Origin of the sequence: Sporosarcina thermotolerans (genome assembly GCF_030067815.1) — a bacterium.
Lineage (GTDB): Bacteria > Bacillota > Bacilli > Bacillales_A > Planococcaceae > Sporosarcina > Sporosarcina thermotolerans.
The window spans coordinates 2,644,312-2,661,380 of sequence record NZ_CP125968.1 but is presented as its reverse complement, the minus strand read 5'-3'; the positions used below and the strand labels follow the sequence as shown (position 1 = coordinate 2,661,380).

The 17,069-nt window shown below is 40.4% G+C and carries 18 protein-coding genes and 4 pseudogenes; 19 read left to right on the top strand and 3 right to left on the bottom strand.

What is annotated here, in order from left to right; all coding sequences use genetic code 11:
• Nucleotides 1-18: 18 nt before the first annotated feature.
• Nucleotides 19-1,296 carry an AAA family ATPase gene (locus QNH10_RS15070; protein ID WP_283732186.1) on the bottom strand — a complete coding sequence of 426 codons (1,278 nt, stop codon included), beginning with the start codon at nt 1,294-1,296 and terminating at the stop codon, nt 19-21.
• A gap of 79 nt (nt 1,297-1,375) precedes the next feature.
• Nucleotides 1,376-1,756 carry a rhodanese-like domain-containing protein gene (locus QNH10_RS15065; RefSeq protein ID WP_283732185.1) on the bottom strand — a complete coding sequence of 127 codons (381 nt, stop codon included), beginning with the start codon at nt 1,754-1,756 and terminating at the stop codon, nt 1,376-1,378.
• Between the two features lie 423 nt (nt 1,757-2,179).
• On the opposite strand from QNH10_RS15065, the pseudogene QNH10_RS15060 reads away from it, so the two are divergent.
• The 5 genes and pseudogenes from QNH10_RS15060 to QNH10_RS15040 form a co-directional block, all read left to right on the top strand.
• Nucleotides 2,180-3,618 (top strand): annotated as a pseudogene (locus QNH10_RS15060) (vitamin B12-dependent ribonucleotide reductase); the annotation flags it as partial.
• 256 nt (nt 3,619-3,874) lie between these two features.
• Nucleotides 3,875-4,993: pseudogene (locus tag QNH10_RS15055) on the top strand (vitamin B12-dependent ribonucleotide reductase); the annotation flags it as partial.
• A 285-nt stretch (nt 4,994-5,278) separates the two neighbouring features.
• The gene (locus tag QNH10_RS15050) at nt 5,279-5,911 is read left to right on the top strand and encodes a DUF8580 domain-containing lipoprotein (protein WP_283732184.1); all 633 of its coding nucleotides are present in this window, start codon (nt 5,279-5,281) and stop codon (nt 5,909-5,911) included.
• A 98-nt stretch (nt 5,912-6,009) separates the two neighbouring features.
• A complete protein-coding gene (locus tag QNH10_RS15045; protein WP_283732183.1) occupies nt 6,010-6,234 on the top strand; it encodes a DUF4362 domain-containing protein in 225 nt (74 codons plus the stop codon).
• The gene (locus QNH10_RS15040; RefSeq protein ID WP_283732182.1) at nt 6,224-6,403 is read left to right on the top strand and encodes a hypothetical protein; all 180 of its coding nucleotides are present in this window, start codon (nt 6,224-6,226) and stop codon (nt 6,401-6,403) included. The genes QNH10_RS15045 and QNH10_RS15040 overlap by 11 nt, the downstream gene beginning before the upstream one ends.
• A gap of 147 nt (nt 6,404-6,550) precedes the next feature.
• Here QNH10_RS15040 and QNH10_RS15035 read toward each other — a convergent pair.
• A pseudogene (locus QNH10_RS15035) lies at nt 6,551-7,530 on the bottom strand (DUF1385 domain-containing protein).
• Nucleotides 7,531-7,742: 212 nt separating this feature from the next.
• Here QNH10_RS15035 and QNH10_RS15030 point away from each other — a divergent pair.
• The 14 genes and pseudogenes from QNH10_RS15030 (at nt 7,743) to folD (ending at nt 16,966) form a co-directional block, all read left to right on the top strand.
• Nucleotides 7,743-8,162 (top strand): hypothetical protein, encoded by a 420-nt coding sequence (locus QNH10_RS15030; protein ID WP_283732181.1) that lies wholly within the window; start codon nt 7,743-7,745, stop codon nt 8,160-8,162.
• A 68-nt stretch (nt 8,163-8,230) separates the two neighbouring features.
• Nucleotides 8,231-8,677 carry a type II 3-dehydroquinate dehydratase gene (aroQ, locus tag QNH10_RS15025; protein WP_283732180.1) on the top strand — a complete coding sequence of 149 codons (447 nt, stop codon included), beginning with the start codon at nt 8,231-8,233 and terminating at the stop codon, nt 8,675-8,677.
• Nucleotides 8,674-9,732 (top strand): M24 family metallopeptidase, encoded by a 1,059-nt coding sequence (locus QNH10_RS15020; RefSeq protein ID WP_283732179.1) that lies wholly within the window; start codon nt 8,674-8,676, stop codon nt 9,730-9,732. The genes aroQ and QNH10_RS15020 overlap by 4 nt, the downstream gene beginning before the upstream one ends.
• A gap of 22 nt (nt 9,733-9,754) precedes the next feature.
• Nucleotides 9,755-10,312 carry an elongation factor P gene (gene efp, locus QNH10_RS15015; RefSeq protein ID WP_283732178.1) on the top strand — a complete coding sequence of 186 codons (558 nt, stop codon included), beginning with the start codon at nt 9,755-9,757 and terminating at the stop codon, nt 10,310-10,312.
• Nucleotides 10,313-10,431: 119 nt separating this feature from the next.
• The gene (locus QNH10_RS15010; protein ID WP_430541070.1) at nt 10,432-10,635 is read left to right on the top strand and encodes a SpoIIIAC/SpoIIIAD family protein; all 204 of its coding nucleotides are present in this window, start codon (nt 10,432-10,434) and stop codon (nt 10,633-10,635) included.
• Nucleotides 10,614-11,015: a SpoIIIAC/SpoIIIAD family protein gene (locus QNH10_RS15005; RefSeq protein WP_283732177.1), complete on the top strand. Its 402-nt coding sequence runs from the start codon at nt 10,614-10,616 to the stop codon at nt 11,013-11,015. Before QNH10_RS15010 ends, QNH10_RS15005 begins: the two co-directional genes overlap by 22 nt.
• Nucleotides 11,016-11,030: 15 nt before the next feature.
• The gene (locus QNH10_RS15000; protein ID WP_283732176.1) at nt 11,031-11,930 is read left to right on the top strand and encodes a stage III sporulation protein AE; all 900 of its coding nucleotides are present in this window, start codon (nt 11,031-11,033) and stop codon (nt 11,928-11,930) included.
• A gap of 247 nt (nt 11,931-12,177) precedes the next feature.
• Nucleotides 12,178-12,603 carry a hypothetical protein gene (locus QNH10_RS14995; RefSeq protein WP_283732175.1) on the top strand — a complete coding sequence of 142 codons (426 nt, stop codon included), beginning with the start codon at nt 12,178-12,180 and terminating at the stop codon, nt 12,601-12,603.
• Nucleotides 12,590-13,123, top strand: coding sequence for a SpoIIIAH-like family protein (locus QNH10_RS14990; protein WP_283732174.1), 534 nt, complete (start codon nt 12,590-12,592; stop codon nt 13,121-13,123). Before QNH10_RS14995 ends, QNH10_RS14990 begins: the two co-directional genes overlap by 14 nt.
• A gap of 142 nt (nt 13,124-13,265) precedes the next feature.
• Nucleotides 13,266-13,778, top strand: coding sequence for an acetyl-CoA carboxylase biotin carboxyl carrier protein (gene accB / locus QNH10_RS14985; protein WP_283732173.1), 513 nt, complete (start codon nt 13,266-13,268; stop codon nt 13,776-13,778).
• Between the two features lie 14 nt (nt 13,779-13,792).
• Nucleotides 13,793-15,139, top strand: a complete 1,347-nt coding sequence (gene accC, locus QNH10_RS14980; protein WP_283732172.1) for an acetyl-CoA carboxylase biotin carboxylase subunit — start codon at nt 13,793-13,795, stop codon at nt 15,137-15,139.
• A gap of 32 nt (nt 15,140-15,171) precedes the next feature.
• The gene (locus tag QNH10_RS14975; protein WP_283732171.1) at nt 15,172-15,573 is read left to right on the top strand and encodes an Asp23/Gls24 family envelope stress response protein; all 402 of its coding nucleotides are present in this window, start codon (nt 15,172-15,174) and stop codon (nt 15,571-15,573) included.
• Nucleotides 15,574-15,686: 113 nt separating this feature from the next.
• Nucleotides 15,687-16,066: pseudogene (gene nusB / locus QNH10_RS14970) on the top strand (transcription antitermination factor NusB).
• 24 nt (nt 16,067-16,090) lie between these two features.
• A complete protein-coding gene (folD, locus tag QNH10_RS14965) occupies nt 16,091-16,966 on the top strand; it encodes a bifunctional methylenetetrahydrofolate dehydrogenase/methenyltetrahydrofolate cyclohydrolase FolD (protein WP_283732170.1) in 876 nt (291 codons plus the stop codon).
• Nucleotides 16,967-17,069 lie beyond the last annotated feature (103 nt).

Sequence of the window (17,069 nt, the reverse complement as noted above, 5' to 3'; positions counted from 1 at the left end):
TTCCTTTTAACTCACAGATTAAAATCCGATGGATCCACCATTTTGATCCCATTCTCCTTTTGAAGACCGTCTGTGTTGTTTTTGAAGATCTTCAATTCTGCGCTGATAGACAATCATTCCATCGTAGTGGAAGCTTATCGCGATTGACATGTATAACTCGTTCAATTGGGAAATCGATAACCCTCTTGTTCGGTTTGCCATATCGTCAAGTTGTTCATCATTGAAAAGGTTTTTGATGTCGAGTTGTTTTAAATAGGCCCTTCTTACTTCTGCAGTAGGGGACGGGATTTCGTATGTGCTATCAAAGCGTCCTGCGCGATTGATAAGGGCTGGGTCAATTCGTTCAGGATAATTGGTCGTCCCGATGATGAAAAGTCCATCACGCACCCGTGCGCCATCCAATGTATTCAGGAATGTGCTTCGCGTATGCTCCGGCATTGAATCGATATCTTCAATGACAAGAATCGCAGGCGCCATCCTCGCTACAGTATTGAACACTTCTTCAACTGAATAACTACCCGTATGTTCTGTAATCTGCCAATAGATGACAGGGGCTGACGTTGAACCGGTGATTGAGCGGACGAGAGTCGTTTTTCCGTTGCCTGGAGCACCGTGTAAAAGAATACCGCGTTTATATGGGAGACCGTATTCTTTATAGAAGTTCCCATCGTTTTTGAAGAATTCATCCACGGAACGATATATATCGTTTTTGATTGTTTCCTCAAGAAATACGTCAGCTCGATCAATCGTATTATCTTGCGCAAAGCTCTTTTTCACAACACCACTATCCGTATCGACCAAATAAGTGATTGTCGTTTTCATCAGTTCACGCTGTAATCGGTTTACATCATTTATGAAATTCAGCACTTTTGCAGGTGTTGGGGCAATGATATGGTGCTCCGGCCAGGTGGTCCCGCTGTCTACATAATAGAGAAATTGTGCAAAGGCCACTTCGTATTCGGGGAAATAGAGCAGCTGATTTTCGATTGTTTCAGAAACGCGTAATTCGAAAGCCCGATCTGATTCGGTTTTTTCGACTTTCCCAGACGGACGTGTGCCATATATATGCCCCAATGATTCGAAATGCAATTTCCCTTTTTTCATTAATTCATCAATGACGGATTCCGCATGTGAAATAAGCTCTTCTGCCTGAATGATTTTCCAGTCTTGCATTTTCCGTGCATTAAGGCGTTCAATGACTTTCCTCATAACGAATGCGTAGTTTTCAAAGTTAGGATGCGAGTCATTAAATAATTTCTCGATTGGTAATAAAGTAAAGGATTGTTGGTTATCCATTAAGGTCTCCATTCATTTTTTAGTTATAGAAAAAGTTCCTCCAAAGGAAGAACTTAAACTGGTTGTATTTTGTATTTAGTTACTTGCTTTTCACTTTTCCTGTCCAAGTGCGGAACCCGCCTTGCAATTGGTAAAGTTGAGTATAATCCTTTTTCTTAAGGAATAAAGCAGCACGGGAACTTTTCCCAGTGTTTTGGTCATACAAGTAAACAGGCTTGTCCGGACGGATCTCTTTGTAGCGCTGACGAAATTGGGAATAAGGGATATTACGTGCACCTAAAATATGTCCCGCTTCATAATCCTTGGGCTCTCTAACATCAACCAATTGGGCTTTACGGTACCCTTCGATAAATTGCTCTTGCGTTAAATTGGTAACAGCTTTTCGTAAACGGACCATTGTGATTACGATATATAATATCAAAATTAGTAAAACTGCACCTGAAACATAATAATTACTCACAACCGCTTTCCCCTTCTATATATAGTTTTATTATATAGAATGACTGTCACTTGTTCAATGGAAATAAAACAATGGTAATTTATAAAACCGCCATTTGTCGAAGTTTGTAAAAATCAATACTTATACGTATGAAGACTTCATGGTATTATAGAAATATTGTTTTGAAAAATGAATGGTGTAAAACTCCGTGTGTAAGCGGGCGATAGTTTAGTCCTTAATGAGGTGTTGTTCAGATTCAGAACGGCGAATAGACTGGAACTTTCGGATTATTTTTCAATGCAAACTGCATGATATCAACTTTTTTATTTCTCATGTCGAAATGTTTTTATTGCAGCGTGTTTCAATATGTAGTAGATTAGGGAATAGATTCAACACAACATGTTGTGTTGCTATAAAATATATCACCAGAAGGAGGATGCGTTAATGGTAATTGTTTCAAAGCATCAAGAACCGATTCTGGACAAGACGCGGTTGAATGCAGATATTGTCGAATTCCCGCAAGTACATCCAATTACAGAAGATATGAAAATCGAACACAGTGGGGTATCCCGACTTGTCATGATTGACCGGTATTCCTTCAAGGATATCGAAAAGAAAACACTTAAAGTTGGTGATTTCGTTGTTCTGACAGTGAAGGAAGATCCGAAATTTCCAGCAAGAGGGCTTGGCTTCATCACAGCACTTGATGAAAAGAATCGAAAAGCAGATATTTGGATCGAAAAAGAATACCGTAGTGCAATCGACAATCCCGAAAGCATGGAAACCGGAATTATTACAAGACCAATCGATGTGATTGAAAAACCACTTGAAGTGTTCTACGAACAGATTGCTAAACGGAATGCAACAGGGCTTGCATCTGTTGAAAAGACAGAAGAACAACGTAAAGCATCTTTCGACAAGTTTTACGGACAATTGTCGAATTTGAATTTTATCCCTGCAGGCCGTGTATTATATGGAGCCGGTTCGGGTACTGAAGTAACGTTTTTCAACTGTTATGTAATGCCGTTTGTTGCGGATTCACGCGAAGGCATTTCTGATCACCGTAAGCAAGTAATGGAAATAATGAGCCGTGGCGGCGGTGTTGGAACGAATGGTTCGACATTACGTCCAAGAAATACATTAGCACGCGGCGTCAACGGAAAATCATCCGGGTCAGTATCATGGCTCGATGACATCGCAAAATTGACACATCTTGTCGAACAAGGTGGATCAAGACGTGGTGCCCAGATGATTATGTTGGCGGACTGGCACCCTGACATTTACGAATTCATCATTTCGAAAATGCAAAATCCAAGGATTCTGCGGTATCTTATTGAAAATACAGAAGACGAATTGATTAAGAAACTTGCAAATGAAAAACTGAAATTCAAACCGCTTACTACACAAGAAGAAGCGATGTACCAAGGAATCCTTAATTATCGGACAATCCCTGGTATGGCGGTTTCAACGAAGCAATCTTAAGAGACGCTGAAACAAAATTACGTGACGGAGGAACTTATTCCGTTAACAATCCAGAGTTCCTAACTGGTGCTAATATTTCAGTTACATTGACAGATGACTTCATGAAAGCTGTGGAACAGGACGCTTATTATGAGCTTCGTTTCCCAGCGGTTGAGAAATATTCTCCTGAAGAAATGGCAACGTATAATGAAGAATGGCATAAAGTTGGAGATGTAAGAGAATGGGAGCGCCAAGGATATGAAGTCCGTGTATACCGGACGATTAAAGCACGCGCACTTTGGGATCTTATCAACATTTGTGCAACGTACTCTGCAGAACCGGGAATTTTCTTTATCGACAATGCGAACAGCGAAACGAATGCAAAAGCTTACGGCCAGCAAGTCGTAGCGACAAACCCGTGTGGTGGACTTCGCCTCACGTTAAAAATTGCGGGATGAAGCGGGGAAGCTGAGAATGCCAATCCGAACCGAAGGCTGAAGGTAAAGCTTCAGTCAGGGGCAACGCATACCTGGTGATCCTGTTTTACATAGTAAAACAGACTATAATCCAGGCACGAGACCGCAAGGCTGTATTAAACAGTCAAAATGTATGCTGAACTTACAGGAAAACGAACTGTAAGAACTGAATGGATAAAAAACCTTCAGGATAACAAAATTGGAACAACCATTAGCACCATATTCGGTTTGTAACCTTGCTGCTGTAAACCTTGCAGAATTCGCTGATAAAGAAACGAAGACAGTAAACTACGATAAATTGAAAGAAACTGTTCGTGTCGGTGTCCGCATGCAGGACAACGTAATTGACGCAACACCTTATTTCCTTGAAGAAAACAAAGTACAAGCCCTTGGTGAACGCCGTGTAGGACTTGGCGTTATGGGACTTGCCGATCTTCTTATCTACTGTGAAAAAGAATATGGTTCAGAAGAGGGCAACGAACTTGTCGATAAAGTTTTCGAAACGATTGCGACAACCGCTTACCGGGAATCAATTGAACTTGCAAAAGAGAAGGGAAGTTTCCCATTCCTTATTGGCAAGACAGACGAGGAAACAAAAGCGCTTCGTGAAGCATACATCAACACAGGTTTCATGAAAAAAATGCCGGAAGATATCCGTGAGGCAATTCTTCAACATGGAATCAGAAACTCCCACTTATTGACAGTTGCACCAACTGGATCCACTGGAACCATGGTTGGCGTTTCTACCGGCTTAGAACCATACTTCTCCTTCACTTATTACCGTAGCGGACGTCTCGGGAAATTCATCGAGGTGAAAGCGGGTATCGTCGAAGAATATTTAAAACGTAATCCAGAAGCAGATCCGGACAATCTTCCTCATTGGTTCATTTCATCAATGAGTTTGGCACCGGAAGCGCATGCTGATGTACAATGCATTATCCAGCGTTGGATTGACAGCTCGATCTCGAAGACTGTTAACGCACCACGCGGTTATACAGTCGAACAGGTAGAAAGCGTATATGAGCGTCTTTATAAAGGCGGAGCGAAAGGCGGTACTGTGTATGTCGATGGCAGCCGTGACTCGCAAGTACTAACGCTGAAAGCTGAAGAAAACGAAATGGATTCCGATTATGTTGAAGAAGTTGTCGAACAACGTAAAGTCGTACTCGTTAATACGATTCAGGACCTACGTTCAACGAATGTCACAATCGGCTCTGAAGTGGGCGATACATGCCCTGTATGTAGACAAGGCACCGTTGAGGAAATGGGCGGCTGTAATACATGCACGAACTGTAATGCACAGTTGAAATGTGGATTATAATCACAGGAACTAAAAGCATCCCAGTTCCTTTTTACAATTAAATAAAGAAATTGAATTAAATGTAAAAATCGTCCTTTCTAATATGGGTTGGCTGACTCCATTATAAGATAGGACGATTTTTTTGCGTTTTTTAAGTTAGTTTCTACGCTACCTTCATCAAACAAGCCTGATTGCAAACAACTAAGAAACTTATTTAATCTTAATCCGTCTAACCATTCAAGAGGAATTATGTGAGAATAAATACTAATCGGAAAAATAGAGTCCAACTTGAAAGGATTGGTTACATTGAAAAGTAGATATTTGGGCTGGAAAAGTATCCCGATACCAGTTATGGTATTCATACTTACTGCTTGTACGGGAGAAATAAGGCCTTCCGATAATACGAAAAAGGAGGCCGTAAAAGTTGACGCGGTTTCGTCTACTTCATCGGGTCAGAATACGACCGATGTTGAAATTCGCCCTGCTGTAAAAGATGTTGAGCTGCTAACATCTAAGGGGAATCAGTCCCTAACGGCTACTCTACAACATGGGAAAGGATTTTCTTTGTATGTTTTTGAGAACTTTACATTTAATGAAGCGACAGGTCGTCTATCATTGAGTAGTAACCCAGAATATTACGTTGATATTGAGTCACTGCCATCCGAAGATGATTTAGCTCAACTTGAAGTAGCAGGTGAGGAAGAGTTAAGTCAGATCGGTGAGGTGTTTAATTACAGCGGTGAGTTGGTTGAACATCCCCTTGGTTTCGCGGATCTCTACCTTCAAACCTCCGGAGAGGGTGGCATTAGCGATTATATTGTGTGGAAATCGGAATCGGGCGCTGCATTCTTATTCCGTCTTCACAATCCGAAAGGGGTGGAGGCATCTGATTTTGCTGGACCAATTCTCGTTTCCCTTTCAACCGTACAAAGCGAATAAAACATTGCACTTTCTGTACTATTTGAAGAAAATCGACCCTTGAACTAACGAGTATATCAGAAAAGTGAATCGTCAAATAACTAATGAGGGGGGATGGTATGAGAAGATTATTTATTTTAGTAGCAGTACTTAGTTTTGCGCTATTTGGATGTAACCAAGGTTCTTCAAATCAAATTGAGGAAGTTGTAAATAGTCATAATGACATTAAAAACTTGGAGGGTTTAGATAAATTTGTTGAAAGTGTAGAAAATCAAAGTGATGCAAAAATAAACTATATTCAGTATGGTATAGGGACAACGTGGCGTCAAGACATTGGCGTTTGACGGAAAGAGCATTAATGTTTCACAAAGTGTAGATGGTGAATTTATTGAGGAATATGATTGCCAAGGGTTAACAATTGAAATAGAGAAAGATATAAAACAATATATTCTCAGAGATTGTAGTGGAAGTTTTAATGGTGATTCTGTATTGTTATCAATCCCAAATAAATAAATGGCGCTTTACTTAAACAAACAAAATGAAGTAATTGGTAAGTCGGGTTATACTTCAATTATCTTAAAGGCAATGAAGAGCAACCACAGTAATTCATATCTGTTCATATAAAAAGGAAGTGTCCATTTATCGGGACACTTCCTTTTATTAATTGACCGGAACTGTAGAATTTTGCACTTTTGCATCCGTCGATTTTAAAATCTCGACATTTTCAATTCCTTGCTCTTCAATTTCCAATAACTTATTAAAAGAAGCGATTGCCACTTCTACTTGATTATCCTCGGGTTCTTTTGTAGTCAATAACTGAAGCCACAAACCAGGGTATCCCAAATACTTCAGTACTGGAATATTCCGGAGGCTATTCGTAAATTGTAACACTTCGAAAGATACACCAATCACGACTGGGATTAATAAAATTCGATTGACAATCCGTAGCCAGAATGGATCTGTTGGAACAAGGAAATAGATGAACATCCCGACAATAACGGTGAATAATAAAAAGCTACTTCGCAACGGAAATGCAGGCGTGACTGCGACTGTACATTTTCCACAGTCAACGGTAATCCGTTTTCATAAGTATTGATTACTTTATGCTCCGCACCATGATATTGAAACACGCGTTTGATAAGAGGTGTCATCGATATAAGAGAAATGTATATCAATAACAACGCAAGCTTGAAGAAGCTTTCCAATAGAATCTGTGCTGTTTTACCGGGAGCTATAAAATCTAACATTTGTGCCAAAAACACGGGAACTAAAGTAAAAGCGAACTTTCCGAACAAGAATGATAGAACACCCACTGCCGCTACACCTAAAACCATAGCCAACTTTGAAGATTCCTGTTCTTCCACAACCTCTTCTCCAGGCATCACGTCATACCGTTCATTTGCGAACGTTAAGTGTCTGGATCCAATGCCTGCTGATTCGACCAATGCTACAATTCCTCTGATAAAAGGTATTTTTTTAAGCTTCGTAGAGATTGGCTTCTGTTCTTTCGGAACATAAAAGTAATCCAGTGAATCATCTTTACGTCTAATTGCTGTCACCGTATGGTTCTTGCTGCCAAACATTACACCTTCTATAAGGGCTTGGCCACCATATGTAGGCGGCTGTTGCTTTTTGGTCATAATTTACCCAACACCTTCTTTTTTTAAATGAGAATCGCATGTACCGCAATCATTGCGATTGAAATTTTAATCGAATCGGAAAGCCTTATCCGCTATTGTGATAACAACTATCTTATCATATTATTGTACAAAAAATCGCATCATTACACCACCTTTTAGGTTTAAAAAACCTAATCTTTCCCGACACTTCTTTTAAGGAGGAATTACAAAATATGAGCAGAACTATGGTATGGACAACTTTATTTGCAGCTTTATTTACATTAATCTCTTTAAAATCATTGCATTTTTTCAATTTCATAAAATGGTCACCTGTTGGTTGGGCGGAAAAATGGTTAATTTTTGGTTCCAAACATGAAGCGCCGAAATGGGCACTATTATTTGTTATTCTACTAATCGCTTTCGGTATTTTTTATTTGGTTTCAAAATTAACAGTCAGCATTTCGCCAGCCATTACAGCTATAGTTATAAGTGTGATTTGCGCAGTAGCCCTCGAGTGGGTCATTTTCTCACCAACATCTCTATCGGAAGGTGTCAAGTCGATTTCAATTCCATTCCTTTCAATTATTGCGGTTGTCAGCAGATTCGTAACAGGTACGGCCGTTTACGAGGTGAAATCTTCAAATAACGACTAAAAATAGGTTGCGACAATGTAGCGATGTGATAAAATGGGAAAGAAAATGGTGAGAGGAATGGTGCGGCGGTGAAACTGCTAGTTCTGAATGGACCGAACTTGAATAGGCTTGGAAAAAGGGAACCGGATATTTATGGAGCAGAGACGTTGGCGGATGTCGAACAAAAACTGCAAACAATTGCTTCAGAGAGCTTCGTTGAACTTTTCTTTTATCAATCTAACAGCGAAGGCGCCTTAATTGATAAAATCCATGAGGCATATGACTTCGGTTACGACGGAATTATTTTTAATCCAGGTGCTTACACACATACAAGCATTGCAATAAGGGATGCTATTGCTTCGGTGGATATTCCGGTTATCGAAATCCATATTTCAAATATACATAGTCGGGAGCCATTCAGACATACTTCTTTAATCGCTCCAGTGTGTATCGGACAGTTATCCGGTTTTGGCACAAGCGGTTATGAGCTTGCACTCCAAGCTTTCCTTCTCCGTAGAAAAGGGGTAAAGCTATGAAACTGTCAAAATTACGTGAATCACTGAAGAAAAGTGGAATCGATGCATTATTGGTAACAAATCCTTATAACCGACGTTATATTACCGGATTTACAGGCAGTGCTGGGGTGGCTGTCATATCTGCTGAAGACGCTGTATTTATCACGGATTTCCGGTATACAGAACAGGCGGCTAAGCAGGTGCAAGGGTTCCGTATCCTGAAACACGAAAAGACACTCATTGAAGAGGTTGCTGTGCAAGTTAAAGAAATGAATGTTAACACGCTTGGATTTGAAAAAGATAATCTTACATTTGGTATGTATGACACGTACAATGAAAAAGTAGATGCGGAATTAAAACCGGTATCCGGTATCATCGAAGAGCTTCGGATGGTAAAAACTACAGAAGAAATTGAAATTCTCAAGCAAGCAGCGAAAATTGCAGATGACGCATTTGCGCATATTTGCACGTTCATAAAACCAGGTGTAACAGAGCTTGAAGTATCTAACGAACTTGAAATGTTCATGAGAAAACAAGGTGCTACATCATCATCTTTCGATACGATTGTAGCTTCAGGTGAGCGGGGAGCTTTACCACATGGTGTCGCTTCCGATAAAGTCATTGAGTCTGGTGACATGGTCACTTTAGATTTTGGGGCTATTTACAACGGTTATATTTCAGACATTACTCGAACAGTTGCAGTTGGAGAACCGTCTGAAAAAATGAAAGAAATCTACGAAGTGACACGTGCCGCACAACAAATGGCTTTAGAACAGATCAAACCGGGTATGACTGGTATAGAAGCTGATGCAGTGGCGCGAGACTACATCAAGTCAAAAGGTTATGGCGATGCATTCGGACATTCGACTGGACATGGTATTGGTTTAGAGGTCCATGAAGGACCAGGATTATCATTCAGATCGGAAACTGTTCTTGTTCCGAATATGGCAGTAACTGTTGAGCCAGGGATTTACCTACCAGGAATTGGCGGTGTCCGTATTGAGGATGATATAATTATCACCGAAGAAGGAAATGTCCGTTTGACACATTCACCAAAAGAATTAATCATCCTATAACGAACATAATGGAGGAAACAGAATGATTTCAGTAAACGAATTTAAAACAGGTCTTACCATCGAAGTGGACGGGGATATTTGGCGCGTCATTGATTTCCAACACGTTAAGCCAGGAAAAGGTGCTGCATTTGTCCGTTCAAAACTACGTAACCTGCGTTCCGGAAACGTGAATGAAAAGACATTCCGTGCGGGTGAAAAAGTGGCAAAGGCACAAATCGACAACCGTCGCATGCAATACTTATATGCAAACGGTGACGACCATGTTTTCATGGATAATGAATCATATGAGCAAATCGAATTGCCTTCAGGACAAATCGAAGAAGAATTGAAATTCTTAAGAGAAAACATGGAAGTTCATATCATTTCCTACAAAGATGAAATCCTTGGGGTTGAACTACCTGCAACAGTAACTCTTGAAGTAACTGAAACTGAACCGGGCATCAAAGGCGACACTGCAAGCGGCGGCTCCAAGCCTGCAACACTCGAAACAGGTCTCATCGTACAAGTACCATTCTTCGTCAACGTTGGTGACAAACTAATCATCAACACAGAAGAAAGTGAATACGTATCAAGAGCATAATTAATTTTAAAAAACACTTCGTTTCCTAAATTAGGAAGCGAAGTGTTTTTGCGTTTATGCTTATCATATTTCACCACGCCCTTTCATAAGTTGTTACATGAAGGGGAACCCGAATTGGAATGAATGATTTACTGAGAATAGCCGGTATTGGATTGGTCATTGGATTTTTACACGTTTTCTTCGAACAGACCGGTAAGAAGGAGTTCTCATTCTTTCTTTTCTTCGTAGCCTATATTTACATTGCCGCTGAAATGATCCGTTTCCTCAGAATTTTCTTCTTAGAAATCGCTGAGTTCTTTCAATGGCTTTCTCTGGCATTCTAAATATGGTTACACTCTTTCAACTGATTGTCATTTATCTCCTTCTACTAACCGTGTCATTTGTCACCAAAAGTTTACAACCGATCATTTACGCAGCCATTTTTTTCATCTTCCTGTCGTATGTCGGTATGACAGTCATCGTACCTTTCGGAAAAACTTTTATGCAGCTATTCGCCCCAATACCGGGTCCATTTGTGAAGTTACTGATCGGAAGTGTCCTTCTATTCTACTTCTCGGAAATAATTGTAAAACATGTATCAGAAGCAGGGTACGACTCAATAGCAAAAGTAGCTCATTTCGCTGTCAAAATCGTAATTTTATCACTTTGGCTACCACAATTATCAGCGTTAATTGAATCACTATCCAAATTTATTATTAAATGATCGGATGAAGAATCCATGATAGCTATGCTTGAATCCGTAATCGGAACTGTACTTTCCAGTTTTATCGTCGTTATTATTTCCTCTTTTATGGTATTAGTATTGGATTTTCTATTTCCTTCGTTCAGTAAATGGACGAGAATGTTTCTTTTTTTCATTGTGCTCACAGTTGTCCTTCAACCGGCATTCGAGCATTTTCAAATGATAAGGTCCATTACACAAAATATCGCATCCATGTTCATCTCAATCTATCCATTATTGACGGCAAGCATAATTGCTTCTGGAGGTTCATTCAGTATGTTGAATTTCCAGCCAGCTATGTTGTTATTCGCGAATGGCGCAGTCATACTGGCAGATAAAATCCTGATTCCATTATTGTCCGCTACGATGCTGTTTGACATCCTGTCGAGACTAAATCCTTCAATCCCTTTTACGAAGATGGCCGACTTGTTACGGACATCCCTTATTAGCCTTGTATCTGCAATGGTTGCTGCTTATTCAATCTTCATCACAGCAGGAGGAACAATATCATGGGCATTGACAGGTGTAACAAGCGAACCGATAAAGGAGTTGATCCGTCAAAACATTCCACTAATTGGTTCGTTCATGACGGATAGTTTGGGGGCTATCGGACGTTATTCCTCAGGAGCAAGTGTGTTCATCGGGGCGTGGCTAATTATTACAATCTGGTCTGTTGCCCTATTGCCGACGCTAAAGACCTTGCTGACAGGCTTTCTTTATCGATGGACGGCAGCAATCATTGAACCATTTGCGAACGAAGAAATCACAGGCATACTCGATGACATCGGCAAGACATTGTTTGTACTTTGCGCCGTCTCTTTCTTGGTCGCATTCGCGTTCATCTATACCGCGCTATTTACAGTCATCCTTGTCAAATTAATAACAGTTGTGAAATGAAATGAGGGGTGGCTTGCAGGGGTTTTTAAGCGGATTACTATTACTCTGCATTTTATCTTCCGTCTTGTCACTTATATTGCCCGGGGAGCTGGAAGATGAATTTCTACCTTTAATGAAGATGGCTATAGGAATTTGGATCATTCATTCTATCACCACAATTTTTGGTCATAGCCTCTTCTGAACAAGCATATCATGCAACATAGATGACACGAACCATATCCGGCTCGAAGAATGAAATGGTGATTATATGCAAAAACCAAAACGAAAACTTCATATGCTCTTCATCGGAACGCTACTCGCGATCCTCATAATTTTCATCAATTCTACAATTGGTTCGATGGGAGGGGGAAATAAGAAAGGGGAGGAGAGTCGAGAGGTTTCTGCACTTGAACAAGCGTTGATGAAAATTGAAGGAATTGGGGAAGTGTTCATCTACACACATTCTGAACCGAAAGATGAGTCAAGCCCATTAACAGATTACTTTTCAGTATCCGGCACCAAGTCTGAAAAACAGAACCCGTTGCAAGGGATCCTCGTCGTTGCGGAAGGTGCGGACAATCCCATGACGAAAAACAAAATCAAACGAATCTTATCGGCGGTTCTCCAATTGCCAGAACATCGGATTGTCGTCGAGGAAATGAATAAAAGGGGGATATATATTGAAAGCGAATAAACGAACTGTCTGGTTCCTAACTCTACTAAGTCTCGTAGCGGTGATCTCAATCTATTATTTGAAAAAGGAAGCACCGATGGATTTAGATGCAATGGCAATTTTTGGAGATAATGATAAAGTTACAGTTTCTAAGCCGGATGTCGAAAGTGCAATAAAACCTGTCTATGCGGACGCCATGCAATTTGAGGAAATGAGAATGAATTTGATGAATGAAAGAAGCACGGAGAAAGCCCTGTTGACGACAAAAATGTTAGATTCAGCTTTGTCAGCAGAAGATAAAATAGCGGCATATGAGGAATTAAATGAACTCAACAAACAGACATCTGCGGAAGAAATGATGGAGATTCAAATAAGAAACCTTGGCTTTCCTGATGCATTTGTAAAAATGGAAAAGGGCAAAGTAACTGTTACTGTCATTGCTGAAGATGGACATTCATCTAAAATGGCGGCAGAAATCACACAATATGTAATGACGAGCTGGGAAAATGCACGTACTGTCCAGGTTGAATTTATGGAATAATTCTAAGACTAGGCCCTAAAAGGTCTTTTTCTTATTAACCGACTCTTTTTCGAAGTAAATCGACTATATCTATTTCAATATGTATGAAAAACGTCTAAAATAGATGTAGTATAGAAAAAAATTAGAGTCAGGAGAATTGTCAATGTTGAAAATTCAAGAAATCCGAGAAATCATTAAATTAATCGACCAATCCTCAATTGAGAAATTTACATTTGAATCAGAAGGCACGAAGATAAAATTGGAAAAAGGTAATTCGAATGCACATGTGCAAACGGAACAAAAAAATGCGGAACCAGTTAAACAAGAAACACCGGCAACGCAAGAAGTTAAACAAGATGAGCCTAAACAAGAAAAAGTTGAAACAACAAACAACGAGAATATATCGAACTCATCTGCCGCAGCAGTTGATCCTTCTTTACACAAAATCACATCTCCGATGGTCGGCACATTCTACCAGTCTTCATCACCGGATACACCTTCATATGTTAAAAAAGGGGACTCCGTCAGCCCAGAGAAAATCGTTTGTATCGTAGAAGCGATGAAGCTCTTCAATGAAATCGAAGCTGAAGTGTCCGGAGAAATCGTGGAGATTCTTGTGGAAGACGGTCAATTGGTTGAATACGGACAACCTCTCTTCCTCGTCAAACAAAACTGAGGGGGGTTACAGAAATGAAAAAAGTATTGATAGCTAACCGCGGGGAAATTGCAGTAAGAATTATCCGCGCATGCAAAGAGATGGATATTAAAACTGTGGCAGTCTATTCAGAAGCTGACCGAGAAGCTCTACACGTTGAGCTTGCAGACGAAGCATATTGCATTGGTCCGAAACTTTCTAAAGACAGCTACTTGAACTTTTCCAATATTATTAGCGTAGCCAAATTGACTGGCTGTGATGGAATTCATCCGGGTTATGGTTTCCTCGCAGAAAATGCAAGTTTCGCTGAACTATGCGAAGAAGTGAATATCGAATTCATTGGCCCAACCTCGGATGCAATTTCGAAAATGGGAACGAAAGATGTCGCGAGAGAAACGATGAAACAAGCCGGAGTTCCGATTGTACCAGGATCCGACGGCCTTGTTGAAGATGAAATCGAAGGGCTTAAAGTAGCTAAAGAAATCGGTTTCCCAGTCATCATTAAAGCAACTGCAGGTGGTGGTGGAAAAGGGATCCGTGTTGCAAGGGATGAAGATGAGTTAGTTAAAGGCATCAAGATCACCCAAAAAGAAGCTGCTGCTGCATTCGGTAATCCAGGAGTATATCTTGAAAAATATATAGAGGTTTTCCGCCACGTAGAAGTACAAGTTCTTGCGGATAAGTATGGCAATACCATTCATTTAGGTGAACGTGATTGCTCAATCCAACGACGAATGCAGAAGCTTGTAGAGGAAGCTCCATCCCCAGCATTAACTCCTAAAATCAGGGAGCAGATGGGTGACGCGGCAGTTAAGGCTGCTAAGGCAGTTAATTACCGTGGAGCGGGAACTGTTGAATTCATATTCGATCATATTAATCAAAAGTTCTATTTCATGGAAATGAACACACGTATCCAGGTAGAACATCCTGTCACAGAGATGATTACTGGAATAGATTTAATCCAACAGCAATTAAAAGTTGCTGCGGGTGAGAAGTTAGCCTTCCGTCAAAAAGATATTAAAATCAATGGATGGTCAATCGAATGCCGTATAAATGCAGAAAACCCATCGAAGAATTTCATGCCGTCCCCAGGTAAAGTTACAATGTATATGCCTCCAGGTGGATACGGAGTAAGGGTTGACTCAGCGGTTTATACTGGATATTCAATCCCGCCTTTCTATGATTCAATGGTCGCAAAACTCATCGTCCATGCCGATACTCGTGAAGAAGCGGTAGCAAGGATGAAACGTGCACTTGACGAATTCATTATTGAAGGCGTGGAAACTACTGTACCGTTCCATTACAACCTAATGAACAACGAAGTGTTCAAATCCGGCGACTTTGATACAAAGTTTCTTGAGAAATACTCCGTAATGGAATAAAAGTAATTTTAGATAGTAGGAGGAGAAGTGGAATGGCTGATAAGACAAATCCTTCATTTGCTGGAAAGAGTTCAAATGGAGACGCGGTTTTAGGACGCGTCCAGTTAGCTCCTGAAGTCCTCGAAGTAATAATTGGCATCGCTACAAACGAAGTAGAAGGTGTCGCAACAACAAAAGGCAATTTTGCAACAGGGGTAGCAGAAAAGTTCGGAAAAGTATTTCATGGTAAAGGTGTTAAGATCGATTGGATCGAAGATAAGCTTATTGTCGATGTTTATTGTGTTGTCCAATACGGCTACCCAATACCTGAAGTAGCTACGGAAATTCAAAAACAGATCCGTCACACCGTACTCAATATGACTTCACTTGAGACTAAAGAAATAAATATCCATGTAACAGGTATCGATTTTGATGTAACAGAGGATAACGAATAAGAAGAAAAGCATCGTCCATCGGATGGTGCTTTTCAACTTGTCCTGCTATATCTTCATCAACCGAATATGCTATGATATAGCCCAAGAGATATAGTAGCGAAGGAGACAAATTTATGAAACGAAGAGAAGCACGTGAAAAAGCGGTACAAACCCTTTTTCAGCTGGATAACACAGAAATGTCAATAGAGGAAGCGATAACGTATATAACAGATGGCCCTATCGACCCTTTCTATGAATCACTTGTCAAAGGAACTACTGAATATCGTGATGAAATCGATGCGGTACTCGCAGACAAACTTGAAAATTGGTCACTTGACCGGTTGCCGAAAATTGAAAGAACGGTCCTCAGACTTGCTGTTTATGAACTTCTTCACCATGTAGATGTACCACATCGAGTAGTACTAAACGAAGCGATTGAACTTTGTAAACAATTTGGGGATGAAAATCCGGCCGCTTTGTTAATGGCGTCCTATCTAAATTCGAAGAAAAATAACAAACTTATGTGGAGGGGAAATAGATGACTGCTCAATTAATCAATGGTGTAGCAATCGGAAAAGAACTCAGGGAGGAAATTAAGCAAGGTGTCAGCAATTTGAAATCATCTGGCACGACGCCGGGCCTCGCAGTAATACTCGTTGGAGAAAATCCCGCTTCAAAAACATATGTTAGAAATAAAGAGAAATCAAGTGCTGAAGTCGGAATAAGGTCCGAAGTGATCAATTTGCCGGCAACTGTTTCTGAAAAGGAACTTTTGGACCAAGTTGAAAAGTTGAATCAAGACGACTCCATCCATGGCATTTTAGTTCAATTGCCTTTACCAGAACATATCAATGAAGATTTAGTCATCCAAAAGATAGACCCTAATAAGGATGTAGATGGTTTCCACCCTCAAAATGTCGGTAAAATGATGATTGGACAAGTGGCATACCTTCCATGCACGCCCCATGGGATTATGGAAATGCTTGAGCGTACTGGTGTTGAAATTGCAGGAAAACATGTAGTCGTTATTGGAAGAAGTAATATAGTCGGCAAACCGATGGGACAATTGCTGCTTCAAAAAGATGCAACGGTCACATATTGCCATTCGAAAACGAAGGATCTTGCGTCCTACACAAAACAAGCGGATATTCTCATTGTTGCTATCGGCCGCGCTAAATTTGTCACGGACGAGCATATTAAAGAAGGTTCGGTTGTCATTGACGTAGGTATGAACCGAGATGAGAATGGTAAATTATGCGGAGATGTAGATTTTGAAAAAGCGAAAGAGGTAGCTTCCGCTATTACCCCTGTACCTGGTGGAGTAGGTCCGATGACGATTACAATGCTTTTGAAAAACACACTTCAAAGCGCGGAAATTGCAAGTGAAAAGAAGATGAGTAATCTTCAGGTTTGAAGATGCGTGAAGCAATTAAAATACTTATAAAGTAATGGTGTCTGGACGCTGTTTTTCGCAGGAAAGACAGCGTTTATATCGTCGGTGAACTGGAGGTGAAAAG